This window comes from Paraflavitalea sp. (assembly GCF_059502485.1).
The window spans coordinates 1,978,439-1,998,013 of the sequence record NZ_JCACET010000010.1 but is presented as its reverse complement, the minus strand read 5'-3'; the positions used below and the strand labels follow the sequence as shown (position 1 = coordinate 1,998,013).

General features: G+C 46.8%; 12 protein-coding genes and 1 tRNA gene. 10 read left to right on the top strand and 3 right to left on the bottom strand.

From position 1 onward, the window contains the following. Nucleotides 1-58 precede the first annotated feature (58 nt). The 3 genes from AC5JBY_RS25125 to AC5JBY_RS25115 all read right to left on the bottom strand — a co-directional run bounded on the left by AC5JBY_RS25125 (nucleotide 59) and on the right by AC5JBY_RS25115 (nucleotide 5,325). Nucleotides 59-2,023 (bottom strand): glycoside hydrolase family 97 protein, encoded by a 1,965-nt coding sequence (locus tag AC5JBY_RS25125; RefSeq protein ID WP_495907425.1) that lies wholly within the window; start codon nucleotides 2,021-2,023, stop codon nucleotides 59-61. 183 nt (nucleotides 2,024-2,206) lie between these two features. Continuing rightward, a complete protein-coding gene (locus tag AC5JBY_RS25120; protein ID WP_495907424.1) occupies nucleotides 2,207-2,755 on the bottom strand; it encodes a carboxymuconolactone decarboxylase family protein in 549 nt (182 codons plus the stop codon). A gap of 170 nt (nucleotides 2,756-2,925) precedes the next feature. Then, on the bottom strand, nucleotides 2,926-5,325 hold the full coding sequence (locus AC5JBY_RS25115) for an SWIM zinc finger family protein (RefSeq protein WP_495907423.1): 2,400 nt from the start codon (nucleotides 5,323-5,325) through the stop codon (nucleotides 2,926-2,928). Between the two features lie 351 nt (nucleotides 5,326-5,676). Between AC5JBY_RS25115 and AC5JBY_RS25110 the strand changes: the two genes are divergently transcribed. From AC5JBY_RS25110 to AC5JBY_RS25065, 10 genes are all read left to right on the top strand, one after another. Beyond that, nucleotides 5,677-8,067 (top strand): glycoside hydrolase family 95 protein, encoded by a 2,391-nt coding sequence (locus AC5JBY_RS25110; protein ID WP_495907422.1) that lies wholly within the window; start codon nucleotides 5,677-5,679, stop codon nucleotides 8,065-8,067. A gap of 47 nt (nucleotides 8,068-8,114) precedes the next feature. Next, nucleotides 8,115-8,540, top strand: a complete 426-nt coding sequence (locus AC5JBY_RS25105; RefSeq protein ID WP_495907421.1) for a c-type cytochrome — start codon at nucleotides 8,115-8,117, stop codon at nucleotides 8,538-8,540. A gap of 19 nt (nucleotides 8,541-8,559) precedes the next feature. After that, entirely contained in the window at nucleotides 8,560-9,291 is a 732-nt protein-coding gene (locus tag AC5JBY_RS25100) for a ThuA domain-containing protein (RefSeq protein WP_495907420.1), read from the top strand. A 27-nt stretch (nucleotides 9,292-9,318) separates the two neighbouring features. Next, entirely contained in the window at nucleotides 9,319-11,577 is a 2,259-nt protein-coding gene (locus AC5JBY_RS25095; protein ID WP_495907419.1) for a PVC-type heme-binding CxxCH protein, read from the top strand. A 41-nt stretch (nucleotides 11,578-11,618) separates the two neighbouring features. Beyond that, entirely contained in the window at nucleotides 11,619-12,041 is a 423-nt protein-coding gene (locus tag AC5JBY_RS25090) for a secondary thiamine-phosphate synthase enzyme YjbQ (protein ID WP_495907418.1), read from the top strand. A 204-nt stretch (nucleotides 12,042-12,245) separates the two neighbouring features. Continuing rightward, nucleotides 12,246-12,319 (top strand) — tRNA-Asp (locus AC5JBY_RS25085). 36 nt (nucleotides 12,320-12,355) lie between these two features. Continuing rightward, nucleotides 12,356-12,628: a GIY-YIG nuclease family protein gene (locus AC5JBY_RS25080; RefSeq protein WP_495907417.1), complete on the top strand. Its 273-nt coding sequence runs from the start codon at nucleotides 12,356-12,358 to the stop codon at nucleotides 12,626-12,628. Nucleotides 12,629-12,933: 305 nt separating this feature from the next. Then, nucleotides 12,934-13,605 carry a DsbA family protein gene (locus AC5JBY_RS25075; RefSeq protein ID WP_495907416.1) on the top strand — a complete coding sequence of 224 codons (672 nt, stop codon included), beginning with the start codon at nucleotides 12,934-12,936 and terminating at the stop codon, nucleotides 13,603-13,605. Between the two features lie 229 nt (nucleotides 13,606-13,834). Next, a complete protein-coding gene (locus tag AC5JBY_RS25070) occupies nucleotides 13,835-14,971 on the top strand; it encodes an efflux RND transporter periplasmic adaptor subunit (protein ID WP_495907415.1) in 1,137 nt (378 codons plus the stop codon). Between the two features lie 11 nt (nucleotides 14,972-14,982). Continuing rightward, nucleotides 14,983-19,548, top strand: coding sequence for an efflux RND transporter permease subunit (locus AC5JBY_RS25065; protein ID WP_495907414.1), 4,566 nt, complete (start codon nucleotides 14,983-14,985; stop codon nucleotides 19,546-19,548). Nucleotides 19,549-19,575: the final 27 nt, after the last annotated feature.

The window sequence follows — 19,575 nt, the reverse complement described above, 5'->3', positions numbered from 1 at the left end:
AACCATTTTACATTTTAGACTGTAAATGTATTATGACCCGTGTAAAATAAAAAGTTGACTATTGACGGGAGATCACCGCTACCCATCCGCCGCCGGAGGCCATTTTCATCTTCAATACGTCACCACTTTTTACTTGTAAGGTGGATATCTTGTAATCGGTAGCATATTTGGCGGCATTGATGCCATCGGTGAGGATCTCTACTTTGTAGTTGCCTGCAGGAAGAAAATCCAGTTTGGCTTCCAATGTTCTTTCATCCCAATCGGTCATAGCGCCAATGTACCACTTGTTGCCATGCTGCCGGGCCACAGCAGCATAGGTGCCGATCTTTCCGGCCAGGGGCACTGTCTTATTCCAGGTAGTAGGGATGCCGGCAATAAAGCGGGTAAAGGCAGTATCCTGCAAATACAATGATGGCGTCTCTGCCAGCATCTGCAGCGGTGCTTCGTACATTACGTACATAGCGGCCTGGTGGGCACGGGTGCCACGACTTACCGGCTCATTGAAAGAAACAGTGAATCCTTTCTTGTTGGAATTGCGCATCGCTCCTGGTGTATAATCAAGTGGACCGGCCATCATCCGGGTGAAGGGGAGTGTAAGGTTATGCTCAGGCGTTATATAGTCAGCCCATTTGTTGTTTTCCAATCCTTTTACGCCTTCATAGTTGATCACGTTTGGATACTTGCGGTTGAGGCCAACAGGCTTGTAAGCTCCGTGATAATCTACCAGCAGTTTCCTGTCTGCACAGGCTTTGGCTACGCGCTCATACCAATTCACCGTGTATTGATCGGCTCTTTGGATAAAGTCAACTTTTATGCCTTTCACGCCCCACTGTACAAATCTATCCAGTACCGAATCCATTTTTTCATCGATGGGGCGCCACAGGCTCCACAGAATAATACCCACACCTTTGGAGGCGCCGTATTGCACCAGTTCGGGCACATTGATCTCTTTGCGGGGTGCGCTAACATCGGTAGTCGTGCGTGACCAACCTTCGTCGAGGATCACATAATCCAGCCCGAAGCGTGCAGCAAAGTCTATGTAATATTTATAGGTGGCATTGTTGATGCCCGATTCAAAGTCCACACCAAAGACGTTGTTGGCATTGTACCAGTCCCAGGCTACCTTTCCCGGCTTTACCCAGCTAAAATCTCCTTGTGCAACAGGGGTGCCCAGTTGAAATACCAGTTCATTCGAAAGCAGTGATACATCGTCGGGAGCGATCATCAGCAAGCGCCAGGGGAGTGTTCTACTGCCTTTGGTATCCGCAATGTAGGAAGCTTTTTCAGCCAGCACTTCCCGACGGTCGGTACGTGGTGCTACATAGCTTTTTAAAACCGCAGGAGGAAACTTGCCTTCCAGTTTGCCGCCTTCGTGAGGAAACAAGAACAGGTTGGGATAGTCGTACAGATCGCTTTCAGTGATCACCAGTTTTGTTCCGCCCGGAGTAGTTTGGTAAAGTGGGAGATACGCATACTTTTTCGCAGGGATGGTATCCAACATCTTTGTGCTGAACAGTCCTTCGTAGTGAGAAATAAATTCTGGGTTGTTCTCTTCCGGCCACCACGCTTTGTTTTGTTTGTCCAGGGCAAAGCTCACTTCTTCTGCATCTACCTTCAGTGAGGGCACCTTTTTATCCAGTTCAAACCGGTAGGCAACGCCATTGTTATAAGCTCGGAAACAGAGGGTAACACCGCCGGCAAATACCAGCTTCAGTTCTTTGTATACGTCGGGAATGATGGAATTTTTAACAGGTACAATGGAGAAGATAGAATCACGGTGATCTGATTTCAATTGTTTCAGCAACTTGCTCTTAGGGCCGGGGAATTTTTCACCGTTGGTAGTAATGGAAATACCGGAAGGGAAAAGCACCGTTTCGCTCTTGAAGGTTACGCTCCATTCGATGGTAGCGCCCGTACTGATCTTGATCACAATATTGCCATCGGGAGAGCGAAGCTCATGATCGGCCGCGCGGGCAGCAACACTAAAAAGGCAGACTACTAACACATACAAGAACTTCTTCATAAACACCAGGTTGATATTTCCCATTCCAGTTAAAATTATAAACTGCCAATTTACAGGCTTCAGCACAAAGGGCTTTAAGAGATATTAACCAGGAATGGGCGTATTTGCACCTGTTTAGGAAAAAGCAAACAAGCCCCTACGGAAAGGGACTTGTTGTATATGTATAGCCATGAAAAAAACTGATTAGGCTTCTGCTGGTTGCAAGGCTGGAGCAGCGGGAAAATCAACTGGTATTTTGGTAACCGCATACAGGTAATTGGTGATCATCTTATCACCGATCAGGATGATGGTATCTACCAGGTTTTCATCGGTATAACCGGCTGCATAAAAGGCGTCTACTGATTCAGTAGAGGGCTTGCCACGGTTTACTACAAAGCTTTTGGCGAGGGCAGCCAAAGCGTTAATCTTGCTATCGAATGAAACTGCACCGCTACGTATTTCAAGGATCTGGTCATCTGTAAAACCATTCAACTTAGCGATGGCGCTGTGGGCAGCTAAACAGTAATCACATTCATTGGCCTGGCTCACTGCCAGATTTACTACTTCTTTTTCTTTGGCTTTGAGGGATGATTTACCGCTTGACAAGGCAAGGTAATTAGCAAGACCATTTTGTGAGAGCGCCATGGTAGCAAACAGGTTAGGCACTTTACCGATTCCTTTTTTCAGATTATCAAACAATACCTGGTTAGCGGGTGATACTTCTTCTCTGGTGGGAACTGTGAACGTTTTCATTGTATTTGTTTTTTTATTGATTGCTTTGTCGTTATTGACGATGTAAAATTGCAACCAATAACGCCCACTAAAAATGGGCATACTTCCCGAAGCCTTGTGGATTCTTCCCGGGGGCTGTTTTATAAATGTTAATGAGGTGTTAGGCCTCGTGGCGTTAAATAATAGCGAGGTTATATTTTACCGATCTCCTTCAACAGTTTAGTCCGTGTTGGATACATATCTCTGAACTCTTCTCTTAGTTTTTGCACGGCTATGGAGCCTCTTTCCCATTGCTTCATAGTCCGGAACAGATCGGCAATCCGGTCTATTGCTTCGGCATTCTTATTGTCTGCTGCGTATTCTTTGATGCCATCGCTGTATAATTTCAGCAAAGCATCCGGAAAAATCTTATACAGTTTCCCGGCATATCGTTCAGTCAATTCAAAATTGTCTGCGCGTTCCACCACACTAAGCAGGTGGTCCAGCAGGTCTTCCTCTGCATATACAGCACATAGCTCCCACGAGGCTACATTGTAACGGGAGAATTTTTTTCCATTATTCTCCAGTTTATTGATAAAGAAGATTGCTGCTGCTCCCGGCCATTCAGTTGGTTCATAAGTTTTCTTAATGGTTCTGTAGTATTCCAGGTCTTTTGTTTCGTTATACAACATATGCGCGTGCTTGCGTATGCCTTCTATATCATTATACTTTTTCGCCAGCTCCAAAGCAATATGGAGGAAACGGCGATACAGCGTTTTATCGAGGGAAGCATGGATCCTTATACCTTCACTGGCCAGGCGTTGTGCAACCGGATGATCATTGGATGCATCGGCCTGCTGTATCAGGTATTCGCGCAGGCCCGCTATGCGCTCATGTGTTGCCATCAGTGTTTCTACTTCCTGCTTACGGCCCATCGATAACAGCAAGGAAGCTTTCAGTTTCAATAAGCGTGTTAATTTAGGTGTTTCGCTGTGGTGGAGCTTGGGCAACATACTGTTCACAATAGCCAGCACTCGCTCTTCATCGCTTTTGGGCAATGCGATCAGCAGCTCTATCCAATGAATAGGAAACAATTGCATGAGGTGTTCACTGCTCTCCCAGTATTGCAATGCGTTCCGGAATAATGTGTGCGACAGTTCCTGAGGCAGGGGAGATTGGTAAACCGTCAATGCCAGCTCAAAGCCCTTATTTGCATACTCTACTACATAAGATCCTTTGTATTTTTTCCATACAGCATCAGAGTGGCCAACAGCAGCCATAGCAGTAGCGATAGCAGCCGCTTCCTGGTATTGTTGTTTGGTCAGCGCAGCTTTTCCTTTGTCGTATAAGCCGTCGGTCAATGACTGCGCCAGCTCCTGGTAAAATGAAGGAGCGTTGCCGGGACTTTTCTTCAACCCGGCAGGGATCAGTTGATGGAGCGGCTTATTAAGTGTTTTGATCTCGTTGGATAGCTCGCTTACTGCAAGCTTACCGCCTGTTCTATCGCTCATATTTTGTAGCCCGGTAAGAAATTCGGCAGGATCATCTCCTTGTTGATGCGTGCCTGCAAAGTTCAATAGCACGTCACGGTATAATAACAATATATTGCCATCATGCCCCTCGCCAAGGCGGGGCGCGTATTGATTGAGAAAAGGTAAACGGGGAATAGTTTGCAACAATTTTTCCAATGCATTACCATCGTCATATTCTTCGAGGTACGCCTCTGCCAGTTCAGCCGGGTCTTCCGTTCCTTCAATATACAAAGGCATCTTTTTCTCCAGCTTGTCGATGTAGGCGGCGGCAATTCTCTGCCATTCATCCGGAACATAGGTGTTTTTAACGACGCGGTACATGGACATATCTTTACTTTCCCGCCAGAACTTCCGTGCCAGTTCACGAAGCCCCAACACATCTTTGGTTTGTTGAAGAGTGCCAAGTATGGAGAATTGAATGTACCGATAGTCTTGCTCGTTGCCTTCTTCTCTTGCTTTTGCCATACCTTTTTCGGCAAGCTCTTTGGCTTTCTTATGGTCTTTACTCCATGCTGCATCTACAATCTTCTTTTCAAAGGCTTTTGCTGCAGCCGATCCTATGGGTCTGTTTACGGCTGCCTCGGATCGACCAGCATCTTTATTCTCCACATCATTATCATCCTCATCCTCTGCTTCATCTTCGTCATTTTCATCCTTCGTTTCATCGTAAAATTCATCTTCCCCTGCCAGCTCTATTAGTTTATCCTGTAGTACGGCGTCGCCGTACGCTTCCTCTACCATGAAATTCTGAAGTTCTGCGACGGACAATTTTTTTAGCAGGTTACTCAGATCCCCCTTCGTCATTAATAGACCTTCCTTATGCTGGATGGCCAACAGCACAGCTACAATATGGCTACAATATTCTTTATTAATATGTTTGGTACAGGTGCATGACACTGTCTGGACATGCTCGTCTTCTATTTCGATGGTTACCGGATAGCTCTCCTTATCCCAAACCTCTGCAGTCCAATTACCAAAACCCGAATCGCGAAGCGCGCTAACCGACCGGGATTTAAAAAGGTGCATGCCGGTGTGCAGAAGCTGATCTGGCATGAAATCGGTGAAGAAAAGAAGCTCCATAATAGCAGTTTAAATCTATAGTCGGTAAATCTATAAAAAGAATTTCTGATTCCTTAGAATTACCATTTTATACAAAAGCTCATCCAGCTTCCTGCTCCAAAAACCGGCGAAACAGGCAATTATTTGATTAATTTATAGGATTAATGTCGCGTTAAGCGCTAATTAGGAAAAAATTAAGGTGCGAAGTGTTTAATTGCTTCTTTTAAGCAATTGCAAACCCATATGAATTTTTTCCCTTCCTTTAATCAGGCCCGGTTTTTTCCGTTCGCCCTGTCGCAAAGATTTCCCTGTTTCTTATTGGTTGTTTTTTCTTTCCTGTCTACTCTGGCTGTCCGGGGGCAGGATAAGCATATGAAGTTATGGTACAAGGTACCCGCCGGAACGGTATGGGAAGCAGCCCTGCCCATCGGCAATGGCCGCATTGCCGGCATGGTCTATGGCAATCCGGAAGCGGAGGTGATCAAGTTGAATGAATCCACTTTCTGGCGGGGAGGCCCCAACCGGAACGACAACCCCCGGGCGCTGGCTGCCCTGCCCGAGGTCAGGAAACTGATCTTTGAAGGCAAATACAAAGAAGCCTCCGACCTGGCGGCTAAGACTATCCAATCCGATAGCATCAATGGCATGGATTTTCAACCGGTCGGCGATCTCACGATCGCTTTTCCCAGCCATACCAGTTATGCTGATTATTACCGGGAGCTGGATGTGCAGCGGGCAGTGACTACCACCACCTATACCGTGAATGGTGTAAAGTATACGCGTACCGCTTTTGCCTCCATCCCCGACCAGGTGATGGTGCTGCACCTGACAGCCGACCGTCCCGGCAGCCTGCATTTTACCGCCTCGCTGGCCAGCAAACAAAAATCTACTGTTACCATCGAAGGCAATAAGATCATCGTGTCTGGTATTTCCGGAAAAAAAGATGGCGTGGCCGGTAAAGTAGAATTTGCAGCCATCAGTCAGATCGTTACCAAAGGCGGCAAACAGGTAAGTGAAGGTCAGAACATAAAAATAGAGGGTGCAGATGAAGCCACTGTGTACCTGTCCATGGCTACCAATTACATCAATTACCATAATATCAGTGCCGATGAAGGTCAACGCGCGAGGCAATACCTCACCAAAGCCTTGCAAAAGAAATACAGTGCATTGCTGCAAAACCACATCAGCACGTTTCAACGCTATTTCAACAGGGTATCGCTCGACCTCGGCGTGACCGATGCCGTACAGAAACCCACTGATGAACGCCTGAAAGAATTTGCGAGTGGCGACGATCCCCAGATGGTAGCCCTGTATTTCCAATTCGGGCGTTACTTGTTGATCTCCTCTTCTCAACCTGGCGGACAGCCTGCCAACCTGCAGGGCATATGGAACGATAAGATGAGCCCGCCCTGGGGCAGCAAGTACACCATCAACATCAATACCGAAATGAACTACTGGCCGGCAGAAATTACCAACCTCACTGAGATGCATGAGCCACTGGTAGAAATGGTGAAAGACATTTCACAGACCGGCCGCGAAACAGCCAAGGTAATGTATGGCGCGCGTGGATGGGTGGCCCACCACAATACCGATCTCTGGCGCATCACCGGCCCGGTGGATGGCATTTACTCTGCCATGTGGCCGATGGGAGGGGTGTGGCTCAGCAGGCACCTTTGGGTAAAGTACCAATATAGCGGTGACAAGAAGTTCCTCGCTTCGGTATATCCGGTATTGCAAAGCGCTGCTCAGTTTTACCTCGACTTCCTGATACCGGAACCCACCCACAACTGGCTCGTCGTATCGCCTTCCATGTCGCCGGAAAATGCGCCGGGTATTGCCCGCGGAAAATCTATTGCGGCTGGTGTTACGATGGACAACCAGTTGCTGTTTGAATTATTCTCCAACGTCATCCGGGCATCAGACATACTGGGCATCGATGCTGCATTTGCTGCGCAGGTAAAAGCTGCCCGCGATCGCTTGCCACCTATGCAGATCGGCCAGCATGGCCAGCTGCAGGAATGGCTGCAGGATATCGATAACCCCAAAGACAAACATCGCCATATCTCCCATTTGTTTGGTCTCTATCCCGGTGGTCAGCTATCACCTTTCCGTACACCTGAACTTACCATGGCTGCTAAAACTACCCTCGTACAGCGTGGAGATGTTTCTACCGGCTGGTCTATGGGTTGGAAAGTAAACTGCTGGGCCAGGTTGCTCGATGGTAATCACGCCTTCAAGATGATCCGCGATCAGCTTACACCTGCAGGTGTGAACAAGGGAGAGAACAGCGGTGGCGGTACCTATACCAATTTGTTCGATGCACACCCACCTTTCCAGATCGATGGAAACTTCGGTTGTGCCGCCGGTATAGCAGAAATGCTGCTGCAATCCTATGATGGTAATATCCATGTGCTGCCGGCTTTGCCCGATGCCTGGAAGAAAGGCACCGTGAAAGGCTTGCGTGCATTGGGCGGGTTTGAGATCGTGGAACTGACGTGGGAGCAGGGACGGGTGAAGAAGCTTGTCATCAAATCATTGCTGGGTGGCAATTGCAGGCTACGGCTTCCCAATGCGGTAAGTCCTGCCGGAAAAGCAACCTTGCGCCCCGCTGCCGGAAAGAATACCAATTCCTATTACGCCATCGATGAAACACCGACGCCGTTGATACATGCGGCCAGCACGGAAAAGTTAAGCGCGCCGGAAGGCCTGTTATACGATATGAACACGCGTGCAGGAGAAGTATACACCCTTGTGGCGCAATAGGAGCTCAACTATAAATTCACTACAGATTGTCTATTAATAATTCGATTATGGTTAAAAAAATCACCCTTGCCGCTTGTGCTGTTGTGGCGTTGCAGTTGTTAGCAGTTAATGACAGTTACAGTCAGACCACTAAAAAGCCTGCACCGGCAAAACCGGCAACCTCCGTAAAGCCTCCACCACCGCCGGCCCCTTTGGCTACGCCGCAGGAAATAGAAGAAGGAAAAGTACTTATTACCAAGCTCGACTGCATGGTTTGCCACAAAGTGAATGAAAAGTCTATAGGCCCCGCGTATATAGATGTGTCGAAGAAATACCCGCATACAGATTCTACCGTGTCGCTGTTGTCGGGCAAGGTGATCAATGGCGGATCGGGCAACTGGGGGCAGGTCCCCATGACGCCGCATGCCACGCTCTCCAAAGCGGATGCACAAAAGCTCGTCAAATACATTCTTTCATTATCGGCTACTAAATGATCACCCGTAAACAAATGATATGAAACGATTGCCTGTATTACTGTTGTTGATATTCACTATACTTACCGTGCCGGCATGGAGCAACCCTGGTAAGAAAAATAAGAAAGTACTGCTGTTTTATAAGACAGCCGGTTTTTACCACGGCTCCATCAAGCCGGGTATACCAGCCATTATGCAACTGGGTGCAGAGAATAAATTTATAGTAGATACTACCCGCGATGCCAGCCAGATCACTCCTGAAGTGTTACGGGAGTATAAAGCCGTTATTTTCCTGAACACGACTGGCGATATCCTGAATGCTGATCAGCAAACCGCATTGGAACAGTTTATTCGTTCGGGTGGAGGATTTGTTGGTATCCATGCTGCCACCGATTGTGAGTATGGCTGGAAGTGGTATGGCAACCTCGTTGGCGCTTACTTTGGCGGACACCCTGCTGTGCAGGAAGCCACTTTAACCGTAAAAGACAGGCGGCACCCTTCCACCACATCCATGGCCACCACGTTCAGCCACAAAGATGAATGGTACAATTTTAAATGGATAGCCGATGACATCAAAGTCCTCGTAAGCATAGATGAAAAAAGCTATAAGGGCGGCACCAATGGCGATAATCATCCCATTTCATGGTACCATGCCTATGATGGCGGAAGATCTTTCTATACTGCTATGGGGCATACCAATGAAAACTTTTCAGACCCCGTATTCATGAAGCACCTGCTGGGCGGCATAAAATATGCCATCGGCAAAAGATAAAATTGATTACCCGTAATAGACTACAACATGAATAAAAAGATTGCCTGTACAATTGGAACCTTGATGCTGTTGGGATTTGCCTGGAACTGTACTACTTCAAGACAAACTATTAAGCGCGATGCCGAAGGCAAAGTGATTGTCAATCCAACGCCTTCACCACTTTTCCTGTCGCCCAAAGAAAGTATGAAGACCATGCTGCTGCCCAAAGGCTACCAGCTGCAGCTGGTAGCCAGCGAGCCCATGATCAAAGAACCCGTAGCGATCGTGTGGGATGGCAATGGCAGGATGTATGTGGCAGAAATGCGTACTTACATGCAGGATATCAACGGCACCGGACAGCGAAGACCCATTTGTCGTATCTCACGCCTTGAAGACGAGAACTGGGATGGCGTGATGGATAAACAAACTGTATATATCGATAGCCTGGTGCTGCCCCGCATGATGCTATGTGTAGGCGACAAGCTGCTGGTGAATGAAACATGGAGCTATAATATCTGGAGCTACGGTGATAAGAACGGAGATGGCGTGGCCGATGAAAAAACACTCGTCTACAAAAACGATAAAGAAGATACCCGTAACCTCGAACACCAGAAGAGTGGGCTGCTGTGGAATCTCGATAATAAGATCTATGTAAGCTGCGACCCCGTTCGCTATCGTTACCAGGCAGGCAAGCTGCTGGCAGATACGATGGTGAATTCACCTGGCGGACAATGGGGCATCGGCAATGATGATTACGGCAGGCTTTATTTCTCCAATGCAGGTGGTGAAGTGCCCGCTATGCATTTTCACATCAATCCGGTATATGGCCTGCTGAATATGCCCAACCAATACGACAATGAGTTCCAGGCCGTGTGGCCCATCATTGCAACACCCGATGTGCAAGGTGGCATGAACAGGCTGAGGCCCGATACTACCTTGAATCATTTTACCGCCAGCTGCGGACAATCTATTTACCGGGGCGATGCGTTGCCGGCCGATGTGCGAGGTGACCTATTCATCTGTGAGCCTGTAGGAAGATTGGTGCGTCGTGCAAAAGTGGCCAATGACAATGGTCGTATCTCTTTGAAGAATGCTTACGACAAATCAGAATTTATCGCTTCGGCCGATATGAACTTCAGACCTGTGAACAGCATTACTGGGCCCGATGGTAACTTGTACATTGTAGATATGTATCGCGGCATTATACAGGAAGCTACCTGGACGGCTGAAGGTAGTTTTCTGCGTCCCCGCATCCTGAAGAAAGGATTGGACAAGAACATTGGTCGCGGACGTATTTATCGCGTGGTACACGATGGCAACAAAAGCGGAGAACGCCCCCGACTGTTGGATGCTACCGCTGCCCAACTGGTAAGTTATCTCGATCATCCCAACGGCTGGTGGCGCGAGAATGCACAAAAAGAATTGATCGTGCGTGGGGATAAGACAGTGGTACCGCTGTTGAAAAACGTAGCACTTGGTAAAGAAAGTACTATCGGAAATAAAACAGGTGCGCTGGCTCGTATCCACGCATTGTGGACGCTGGAAGGATTGCAGGCACTCGATAAACCTGCATTGTATGCCGCGTTGGCCGATGCTGACCCACAAGTGCGGAAGACTGCTGTATGGATCAGCGAAAACTTCGTGCGCAATAATGATGAAGAAGTGATCGTCCGGCTGGCATCTCTTAAAAATGATGCTTCGGCAGAAGTACAGGTACAACTGGCGGCTTCCATGTCTGTATCCACATCACCTGCTGCTGTGCAGTTAGCGAATGAGGTGGTAGCTGGCTCTTCCAATGCTGCTTTGCTCAAAGGCGTGGCCAATAGCATCGAAGTGAATAAGAATACTAAACTGTTTGGTTCAAGATTGGCCAATATGTCTGCCGGCGACAGGAATACCATCCTTGCCGGCCAGGAAATTTACAAGCAACTTTGTGCTACCTGTCACGGCGCTGATGGCAAGGGATTAGCAGTAGTAGGCAACACCACTGCAGCACCACCGCTGGCCGGTTCCGACCGTATGGGCGGCGACAGCCTCACGCTCATCCGGATATTGCTGCATGGACTGTCCGGACCCATTGATGGGAAAGCATATCCCGACGTGATGGCGCCATTCGGAGCTACCAACGATGATCAGTGGGTAGCTTCTGTGCTGAGCTTTATCCGTTACAACTTTGCTAAGAATAATAACAACCGCAGAAGATGGACGCCCATCGTATCTGCAGATGCCGTGAAACAGGAAAGAGCGAAAGCGCGCACCAGCACAGCAATGTGGACCCTTGAAGAATTAGCCAAAGCGCCGAAGTAAAACAAGTATAGCCATGCACCCAGATATCGTACTTTTAGTGCATGAAGTTGTTCCAACAAACACTGCAGCTCAGGGCTAGGGCAAGAGGCTTTCACCTGATTACCGATGAAGTGGAAAGAGCTATGCCGCAAATAAGTCAGTTGAAGGCAGGAATCTGCCAGATATTTATTCAGCACACTTCTGCGTCACTCACCATCAATGAGAATGCAGACCTTACCGTGCGCAAAGATTTCGAGACCTGGTTCAACAAAGCAGTTCCGGAAAACGATCCGGATTATGTTCACAACGATGAAGGACCGGATGATATGCCGGCACACCTCAAAGCCGCTTTGCTGGGAAACTCAGTGCTCATCCCGATCCACAATGGAGAGTTGGCGTTGGGCATCTGGCAGGGAATTTACCTGTGTGAGCACCGCAACTTTGGCGGGAGCAGGCGGCTGATGATCACCGCCTGGGGCGAATGAGTGTTTGGCTGGGAGCAGAAGGATTTATGGCGCGAGCATTTTTTTCAGAAATCTTATTTTTTTGTTGGTTCGAATCAAAAAACTGCTATCTTTGCCATCCCAAAAACGACAAAACGGTAAGTAGAAAGGGTTGGAAACGAGGAGTTTGTAGGTTTTAGGGATGAATTATAAAAGTTCTTAAGCGATCAGTTCGCTCAACATATTGGATCGGTAGTTCAGTCGGTTAGAATGCCGCCCTGTCACGGCGGAGGTCGCGGGTTCGAGTCCCGTCCGGTCCGCAAAGGCTCTGAAGAAATTCGGAGCCTTTTGCATTTATGCCTTTCTATGTTTATATAATTCAAAGTCAAATTGACAATAGTTTCTACAAAGGATTTTCCGAAGATCCTGTCAAAAGACTTTTGCAACATAATGCAGGAGAAACCATCAGTACCCGCCGCCTTGCTCCCTGGATATTAGTTTACGTTGAAGAAATGGCTTCAAAAAACGAAGCATTAATCAGGGAAAAAAATCTCAAAAAGGCTACACGCGAAAGAATTTTTGCATTGTTGCCTCTTTCCAAAAACATTGTAGCACAATTCGCTCAATAAATCCCTTAGTATTTCAGTCGGTTAGAATGCCGCCCTGTCATCCCCACAGCAGTGTGGGGACGGGTTCGAGTCCCGTCCGGTCCGCATCTAAGGTTCATCAGCAATGATGGACCTTTTTTGTTTTTATACCTCTTTACTTTCATGGGCCTGATTTTCAGTTTTTGGCCTACTACACTTTTGCGGAAAGCAAAAAATCATCCATTAGAAAATAAGAATCATCCATTCTCCACAAACATTTACCACGGGAACTTTGCGGTGTAAATAAAGCTAAACATGCTTTTTTAGAACTCATAAAAGTAGAATTTATGAAAATGTTTTATTTCACTGATGCCATGTGTTCGTGGTGTTATGGCTTTAGTCCTGCCATGAAAAAATTGAAAGAGAATTACCCGGATATTGACCTGCAGATTATAGCTGGTGGATTTGCTCCGGGCAGTAAGCAAGCTGTTACGGACGAGTATAGAAATTTCCTGGAATACCATTGGAGAAATGTACATCTACGGAGTGGACAGCCGTTTGATCATTCAATGAAGTTCGTCTCTGAAACATTCCAGTATGATACAGAACCATCAAGCCGTGCACTAACGGTAATGCAGCAATTATTGCCAGGTCAGGATTTCGAATTCTTGAGCCTTATGCAAAGATCATTCTATGTTGAAGGCAAAGATATTACGAGTGGTGTTGTGCTGGCTGAATTGGCGGAAAAAATGGGAGTTGAACAGAATGCTTTTTCAGAAGCTTTCAATAGGGAGGAAATGAAGCGAAAAACATTGATGGGATTTCAATTTAGCCGGCAATTAGGTGTTGAAGGCTTTCCGACACTGCTTACTTTGGAAAATGGAATTGTCAAAGTGATTACGCGTGGGTACCAGTCTTATGATAGTCTAAGAGTAATGGTCGATGCCTGGTTAAACAACACACGTACTGCTGAGGTAAGTAATAAACAATCTTGTACAGGCGATTCTTGCGAATGCTGAAATGACGGAGAGGATATACTACTGAACACAAACAGCTGCTGAAAAACATCCATTAGAAAGTAAAAAACATCCATTCTTTACGAGCAAATACCAGCGCACCTTTGCAGTGTGATACTAACCCTATAAAAAGTGGCAAGTAAAGCCAGAATTAAACGCTTAAAAGAGGGACCCCGGGTTAGCCTCCCCGGATTGATTTAATCCTCGTCATTTATCATCAAAATATAATTACATGAAAAGTATTATGCTGGCGCTTGCCGTCATTGCGTTATATAGTTGCACTTCAATTCCACAAACACCGGCGTCTGCACCCCCATCATTGCCGGTAACAACCATCATGGCTGGTACACAAACTACCTACCGGGACTATCCTGCATCCATTCAGGGAGTGGTAGACATTGACATACGTCCGCAGGTTAGCGGATACCTGCAAAGCATTTTGGTGAACGAAGGCGCGTATGTTTCGGCGGGGCAGACACTATTTAAAATTAATGCACAGCCTTATGAAGAAGCATTGAACAACGCAAAAGCAAGCCTGCACGCTGCCGAAGCCGCGGTAATGAACGCTCAGCTTGAAGTTGATAAATTAACCCCGCTTGTTCAGAACAATGTTGTTGCTGAAGTCCAGTTGAAAACGGCTACAACTGCCTATAAGATCGCCCAGGCAAATGTTGAGCAGGCTACAGCAAACGTTGCCTCAGCCCAAATCAACTTAGGTTATACCAATGTTAAAGCAACAGTAAGTGGCTATATCGGTCGTATTCCCAGGAAACAGGGAAGTTTAGTTTCTCCGAACGATCAAACGGCCTTAACGCAGTTATCTGATATCCATGAAGTGTATGTTTACTTTTCCCTTGCAGAGAACGACTTCAATAATTTCAACAGCAATTATCCGGGTAAAACACCAGCCGATAAAATCAAAAATCTTCCCGCAGTTGAATTGGTGTTGGCCAATAACTCCATTTATTCCGCAAAGGGTAAGGTCGATATGATCGATGGTCAGTTTGATAAAACTACCGGCGCCATTACATTACGGGCAAGTTTTCCCAATGCCAATGAGCTGTTACGTTCGGGCAATACCGGCAAGCTTCGCCTGGGCTTGAAGCATGATACTGCTATTTTAATACCGCAATCGGCAACACTGGAAATGCAGGAGAAAGTGTTTGTTTTTACAATTGATAAAGACAATAAAGTTGCCAAAATGCCTGTCACCGTTATTGGTAAAAGCGGTAATAATTACCTGGTCAAAGATGGCGTACGATCTGGTGACCAGATTGTATTGAGCGGTTTAGACCGTTTAGAAGAGGGACAGGTCATCCATCCGGAAAAAGCTCCTGGTCAAACAGCCCAATTAACCAACATCAAATAAGCGCTACGGCCATGTTCAAAACATTTATACAGCGGCCTGTACTGGCCACGGTTATCTCTATTATATTGGTAATACTGGGTTTCATTAGTCTGCTAAAACTGCCTATACAACAGTTCCCTGATATTGCGCCCCCATCCGTAATGGTCAATGCATTATATCCGGGCGCCAATGCAGAAACAGTTTTGCGTTCCGTTGCACCCTCTCTGGAAGAATCGATCAACGGTGTAGAGAACATGACCTACATGAGTTCTACTGCCAGCAACGATGGTACCTTATCGATCGCTGTTTACTTTACGCTCGGAACAGATCCCGACCAGGCCGCGATTAATGTGCAGAACCGGGTATCGCAGGCATTGAGTCATTTACCTGCCGAGGTGGTCCAGCAAGGCATTACCACATCGAAACAGCATGTTACTTTTATGATGGGTATCGGTTTATACACCGAAGATGAGTCCAGGTATGATCAGACTTTTGTTGGGAACTATGCGGAGATCAACATCATTCCTGAGCTTAAACGTATTCCGGGCGTAGGGTTGGCCAGCCTTTACGGTGGACAAAAGGATTATTCGATGCGGGTATGGTTAAACCCGGCACAGATGACGGCACACCAGATCACACCAAACGAGGTCATGCGTGCTATCCAGGATAAAAGTCTCGAAGCTGCACCAGGTAAATTTGGTCAGCATAGCAAAGAGGTATTCGAATATGTCATCAAATACAAAGGAAAATTAACCAGGCCAGAAGAATATGAAAACATCCCGGTCAGATCGAATGCAGATGGATCCATGCTCCGCTTAAAAGACGTGGCCAGAGTAGAATTAGGTGCCTTTTCTTACAATAGCTTAACGCGTCTGAGTGGTAAAAAAGGGGTGGTTATTGGTATCCTTCAGCTGTCAGGCGCCAACTCCAATGAGACGCAGATAGCAGTTAGAAAGGCGATGGAGAAAGCCTCGAAAGCTTTTCCGAAAGGGATAAAACATGAAATTTTCTTTAGCACAAAAATAGCTTTAGATCAATCTATTGCCCAGGTAAAGGATACTCTGATCGAAGCCTTCATTTTAGTGTTTATTGTAGTATTCCTGTTCCTACAGGATTTCCGATCGACCCTGATCCCTGCAATTGCTGTTCCGGTAGCTATTTTAGGCACGTTCTTTTTCATGCATCTGTTTGGTTTCTCGATCAACCTGTTAACGCTATTCGCCCTGATCCTGGCTATCGGAATTGTGGTGGATGATGCGATCGTGGTCGTCGAGGCTGTTCATGCCAAGATGGAGCATAAACATTTATCACCTAAAGCGGCTACCCACGAAGCAATGCATGAGATATCCGGAGCGATCATCTCCATTACGTTGGTAATGGCCGCCGTATTCCTGCCGGTTGGTTCTATGGAAGGCTCTACTGGTCTCTTCTATCGTCAATTTGCCTTTACTATGGCAATAGCGATCGTAATATCGGCTGTTAACGCTTTAACCTTAAGTCCGGCATTAGCAGCTTTATTTTTAAAAGACAATCATACGACCCCTGCTCATGGAGAAGGAGAGCCGGTTAAAAGAAGCTTTAAAGAAAAATTCTTTATTGGCTTCAATAGTAGTTTCAATGCTATAACAACCCGTTATGTCGGTGGCCTGAAATTCCTGATCGCTCATAAGTGGCTGAGCATGGGTGGCCTGGCCCTGGTTGCATTGGTCACAGTATTCATGGTAAGATCCACGCCTTCTGCATTTATACCAACAGAAGATCAGGGATTTATTGCCATTGCGGTCAATACGCCATCGGGAACAACATTGGACGGAACTCAAAAGGTAATGAGCCAGGCCGAAACCACCTTGAAAAAGATGGACGCAGTGCGCTTTGTAACTGCTATTTCCGGTTTCGATGTATTGACCAATTCTATGAGCCCATCCAAAGCCATCATTTACATTTTATTAAAACCTAACAAAGAGCGTGGCAAGTTGAAAAACTTAGACGCGATTATGGACGAGGCACGAAACAAACTGAGTGGCATTACCGGTGGCAGTTTCTTCGTTTTCAGTTTCCCGACAGTGCCAGGTTTCAGCAATGTGGAAGCATTGGATATGGTACTGCAGGATAAAACCGGTGGTAAGTTGGATAAATTCAGCGATATAGCTCAGCAATTTATCAAAGAGTTGATGAAGCGTCCGGAAATAGCAGTTGCCTTCACCAGTTTTAAAGCAGATTATCCGCAATTGCAGCTGGACATCGATGATGACAAAGCCGATCAGCTGGGCGTACATGTGAAAGATATCCTGGAAACCATGCAGGCTTATTTTGGTAGTGCGCAGGCATCAGATTTTAACCGCTTTGGTAAATATTACCGGGTAATGGTTCAGGCTGATATTACCGATAGAGCGGATCCGTCATCGATCGACCGGGTGTTCGTCAAGAACAAGAGTGGTGAGATGGTGCCGATCAATACGCTGGTGAAACTGAGCCGTGTGTATGGTTCAGAGACTGTTTCAAGGTACAACATGTTCAACTCGATTTCGATCAATGCGATCCCTAAGCCAGGTTTCAGTTCTGGTGCTGCGATCAAAGCGGTTGAAGAAGTCGCCGAAAAACAATTGCCAGTGGGATACAGTTACGAATTCTCTGGCCAAACACGTGAAGAGATCGCTTCCGGAGGGCAATCGACCATCATCTTTTTGTTGTGTCTGGTATTTGTCTATTTCTTGTTAGCTGCGCAATACGAAAGTTATATCCTGCCGCTGGCGGTCATCTTGTCGCTGCCTGCCGGAATATTCGGTGTGTTTGTTGCCATTGGTTTAACGGGCATTGCAAATAGCATATATGTACAAGTAGCACTCATCATGTTGATCGGTTTGCTGGCCAAGAATGCCATTTTGATCGTGGAGTTTGCGGTTCAGCGAAGAAAAGCCGGACAGTCGCTGGTGGCGGCAGCATTAGAAGCGGCGAAACTAAGGATCCGTCCAATCATCATGACCTCGCTGGCCTTTGTAGTAGGATTATTCCCGATGAGTATTGCAACCGGTCCTTCTGCACAAGGCAACCATGCTATCAGTATTGGTGCTGCCGGCGGTATGGTGTCTGGCGTGCTATTAGGCTTGTTCTTCATTCCGGTCCTGTTTGTGATATTCCAGCACCTGCAGGAAAAAGTGAGTGGCATCAAGGTTGAAAAAATTTCAGGTAAGGTTAAAAATGTTTCAGGCGGGCTTATTTTGTTATTGATGATGAGTGCCTGCAACGTTTCCAGGAATATTGAAACCCCGAAACCTGCATTGCCTATAGCTTTCAGGAATGCAGAGGTTGCCATCGATACCAACAGCGTTGCCGATATACAATGGAAAACCTTTTTTACTGATCCTTTCTTACAAAAACTGATTGACAGCGCTATTCAAAACAACTATGATATGCAGATAGCGTTGAAGAACATCGAATCGTCTCAGTTGCTGTTTAAGCAAATTAAATTAAACTACATGCCACAGGCCAATCTCGCTATAACGGCCAATACGAATCGCCCGTCAGAAAATAGCTTGAACGGTTTGACATTGGGACAGTTTTTAGGAACTAATCATATCGAGGATTATAGCATGAATCTTACCCTGTCATGGGAGGCTGATATTTGGGGCAAGATCCACAACCAGGGTAAGGCTGCACTGGCACAGTACCTGCAAACTGCAGAAGCCAGGAAAGCTATCCAAACCAATATCGTATCGGCAGTGTCGCAAGGCTATTATAACCTGCTGATGCTCGATGAGCAACTGGGCATTGCCCAACGCAACGTCGTGTTGAACGATAGCACCCTGCGTATTATTCGCCTGCAGTTTAGGGCTGGACAAGTTAGTTCACTGGCCGTTCAGCAGGCAGAAGCACAGCAACTGGCGGCCGCACAGCTGGTACCTGGGTTTGAGCAGAACATCGTCATACAGGAAAATGCCCTGCGCATACTTACCAGCGCTTTGCCTGGCAGCATTGAGCGCAGCACTCGTTTAAATCAGCTTTCTGTAATAGAAAACATACCTGCGGGTTTGCCATCAGAAATGCTCAGTCGCAGGCCCGATGTGCGTAGTGCAGAATTGGCACTTGATATTGCTAATGGCAACGTCGGTTTCAACAAAGCCAACATGTATCCTGTGCTCAATATTACAGCTGCCGGCGGGGTCACCTCGTTTAAAGCCAGCAACTGGTTCAATATACCTGCATCATTGTTCGGTGCAGTAGCTGGCAGCTTTTTGCAACCCGTTTTCAACCGCAAAAAACTAAAGACGCAATACGAGGTATCCAAAATTGAGCGCGAGAAAGTGGTGCTACAGTTCCGGCAGTCGGTACTGAACGCTGTAGGCGAAGTATCTGATGCACTGGTAAAAATTGAAAAGTTGAAAGCAGCGCAAGCAATTGTAGCCAACCGCGTGAACACCCTGCAACAAGCAATTGGCAATGCCACGCTGTTATTTAAAAATGGTATGGCCAATTATCTTGAGGTAATAATTGCCCAAAGCAATGTGCTGCAAAGCGAGCTGGAGCTGGCCGCTATTAAACGCCAGCAGCTAAGTGCCATAGCTGTGCTCTACCGCTCATTGGGCGGTGGCTGGAAATAAAAATCATCCATCAGATAGTCAAAATCA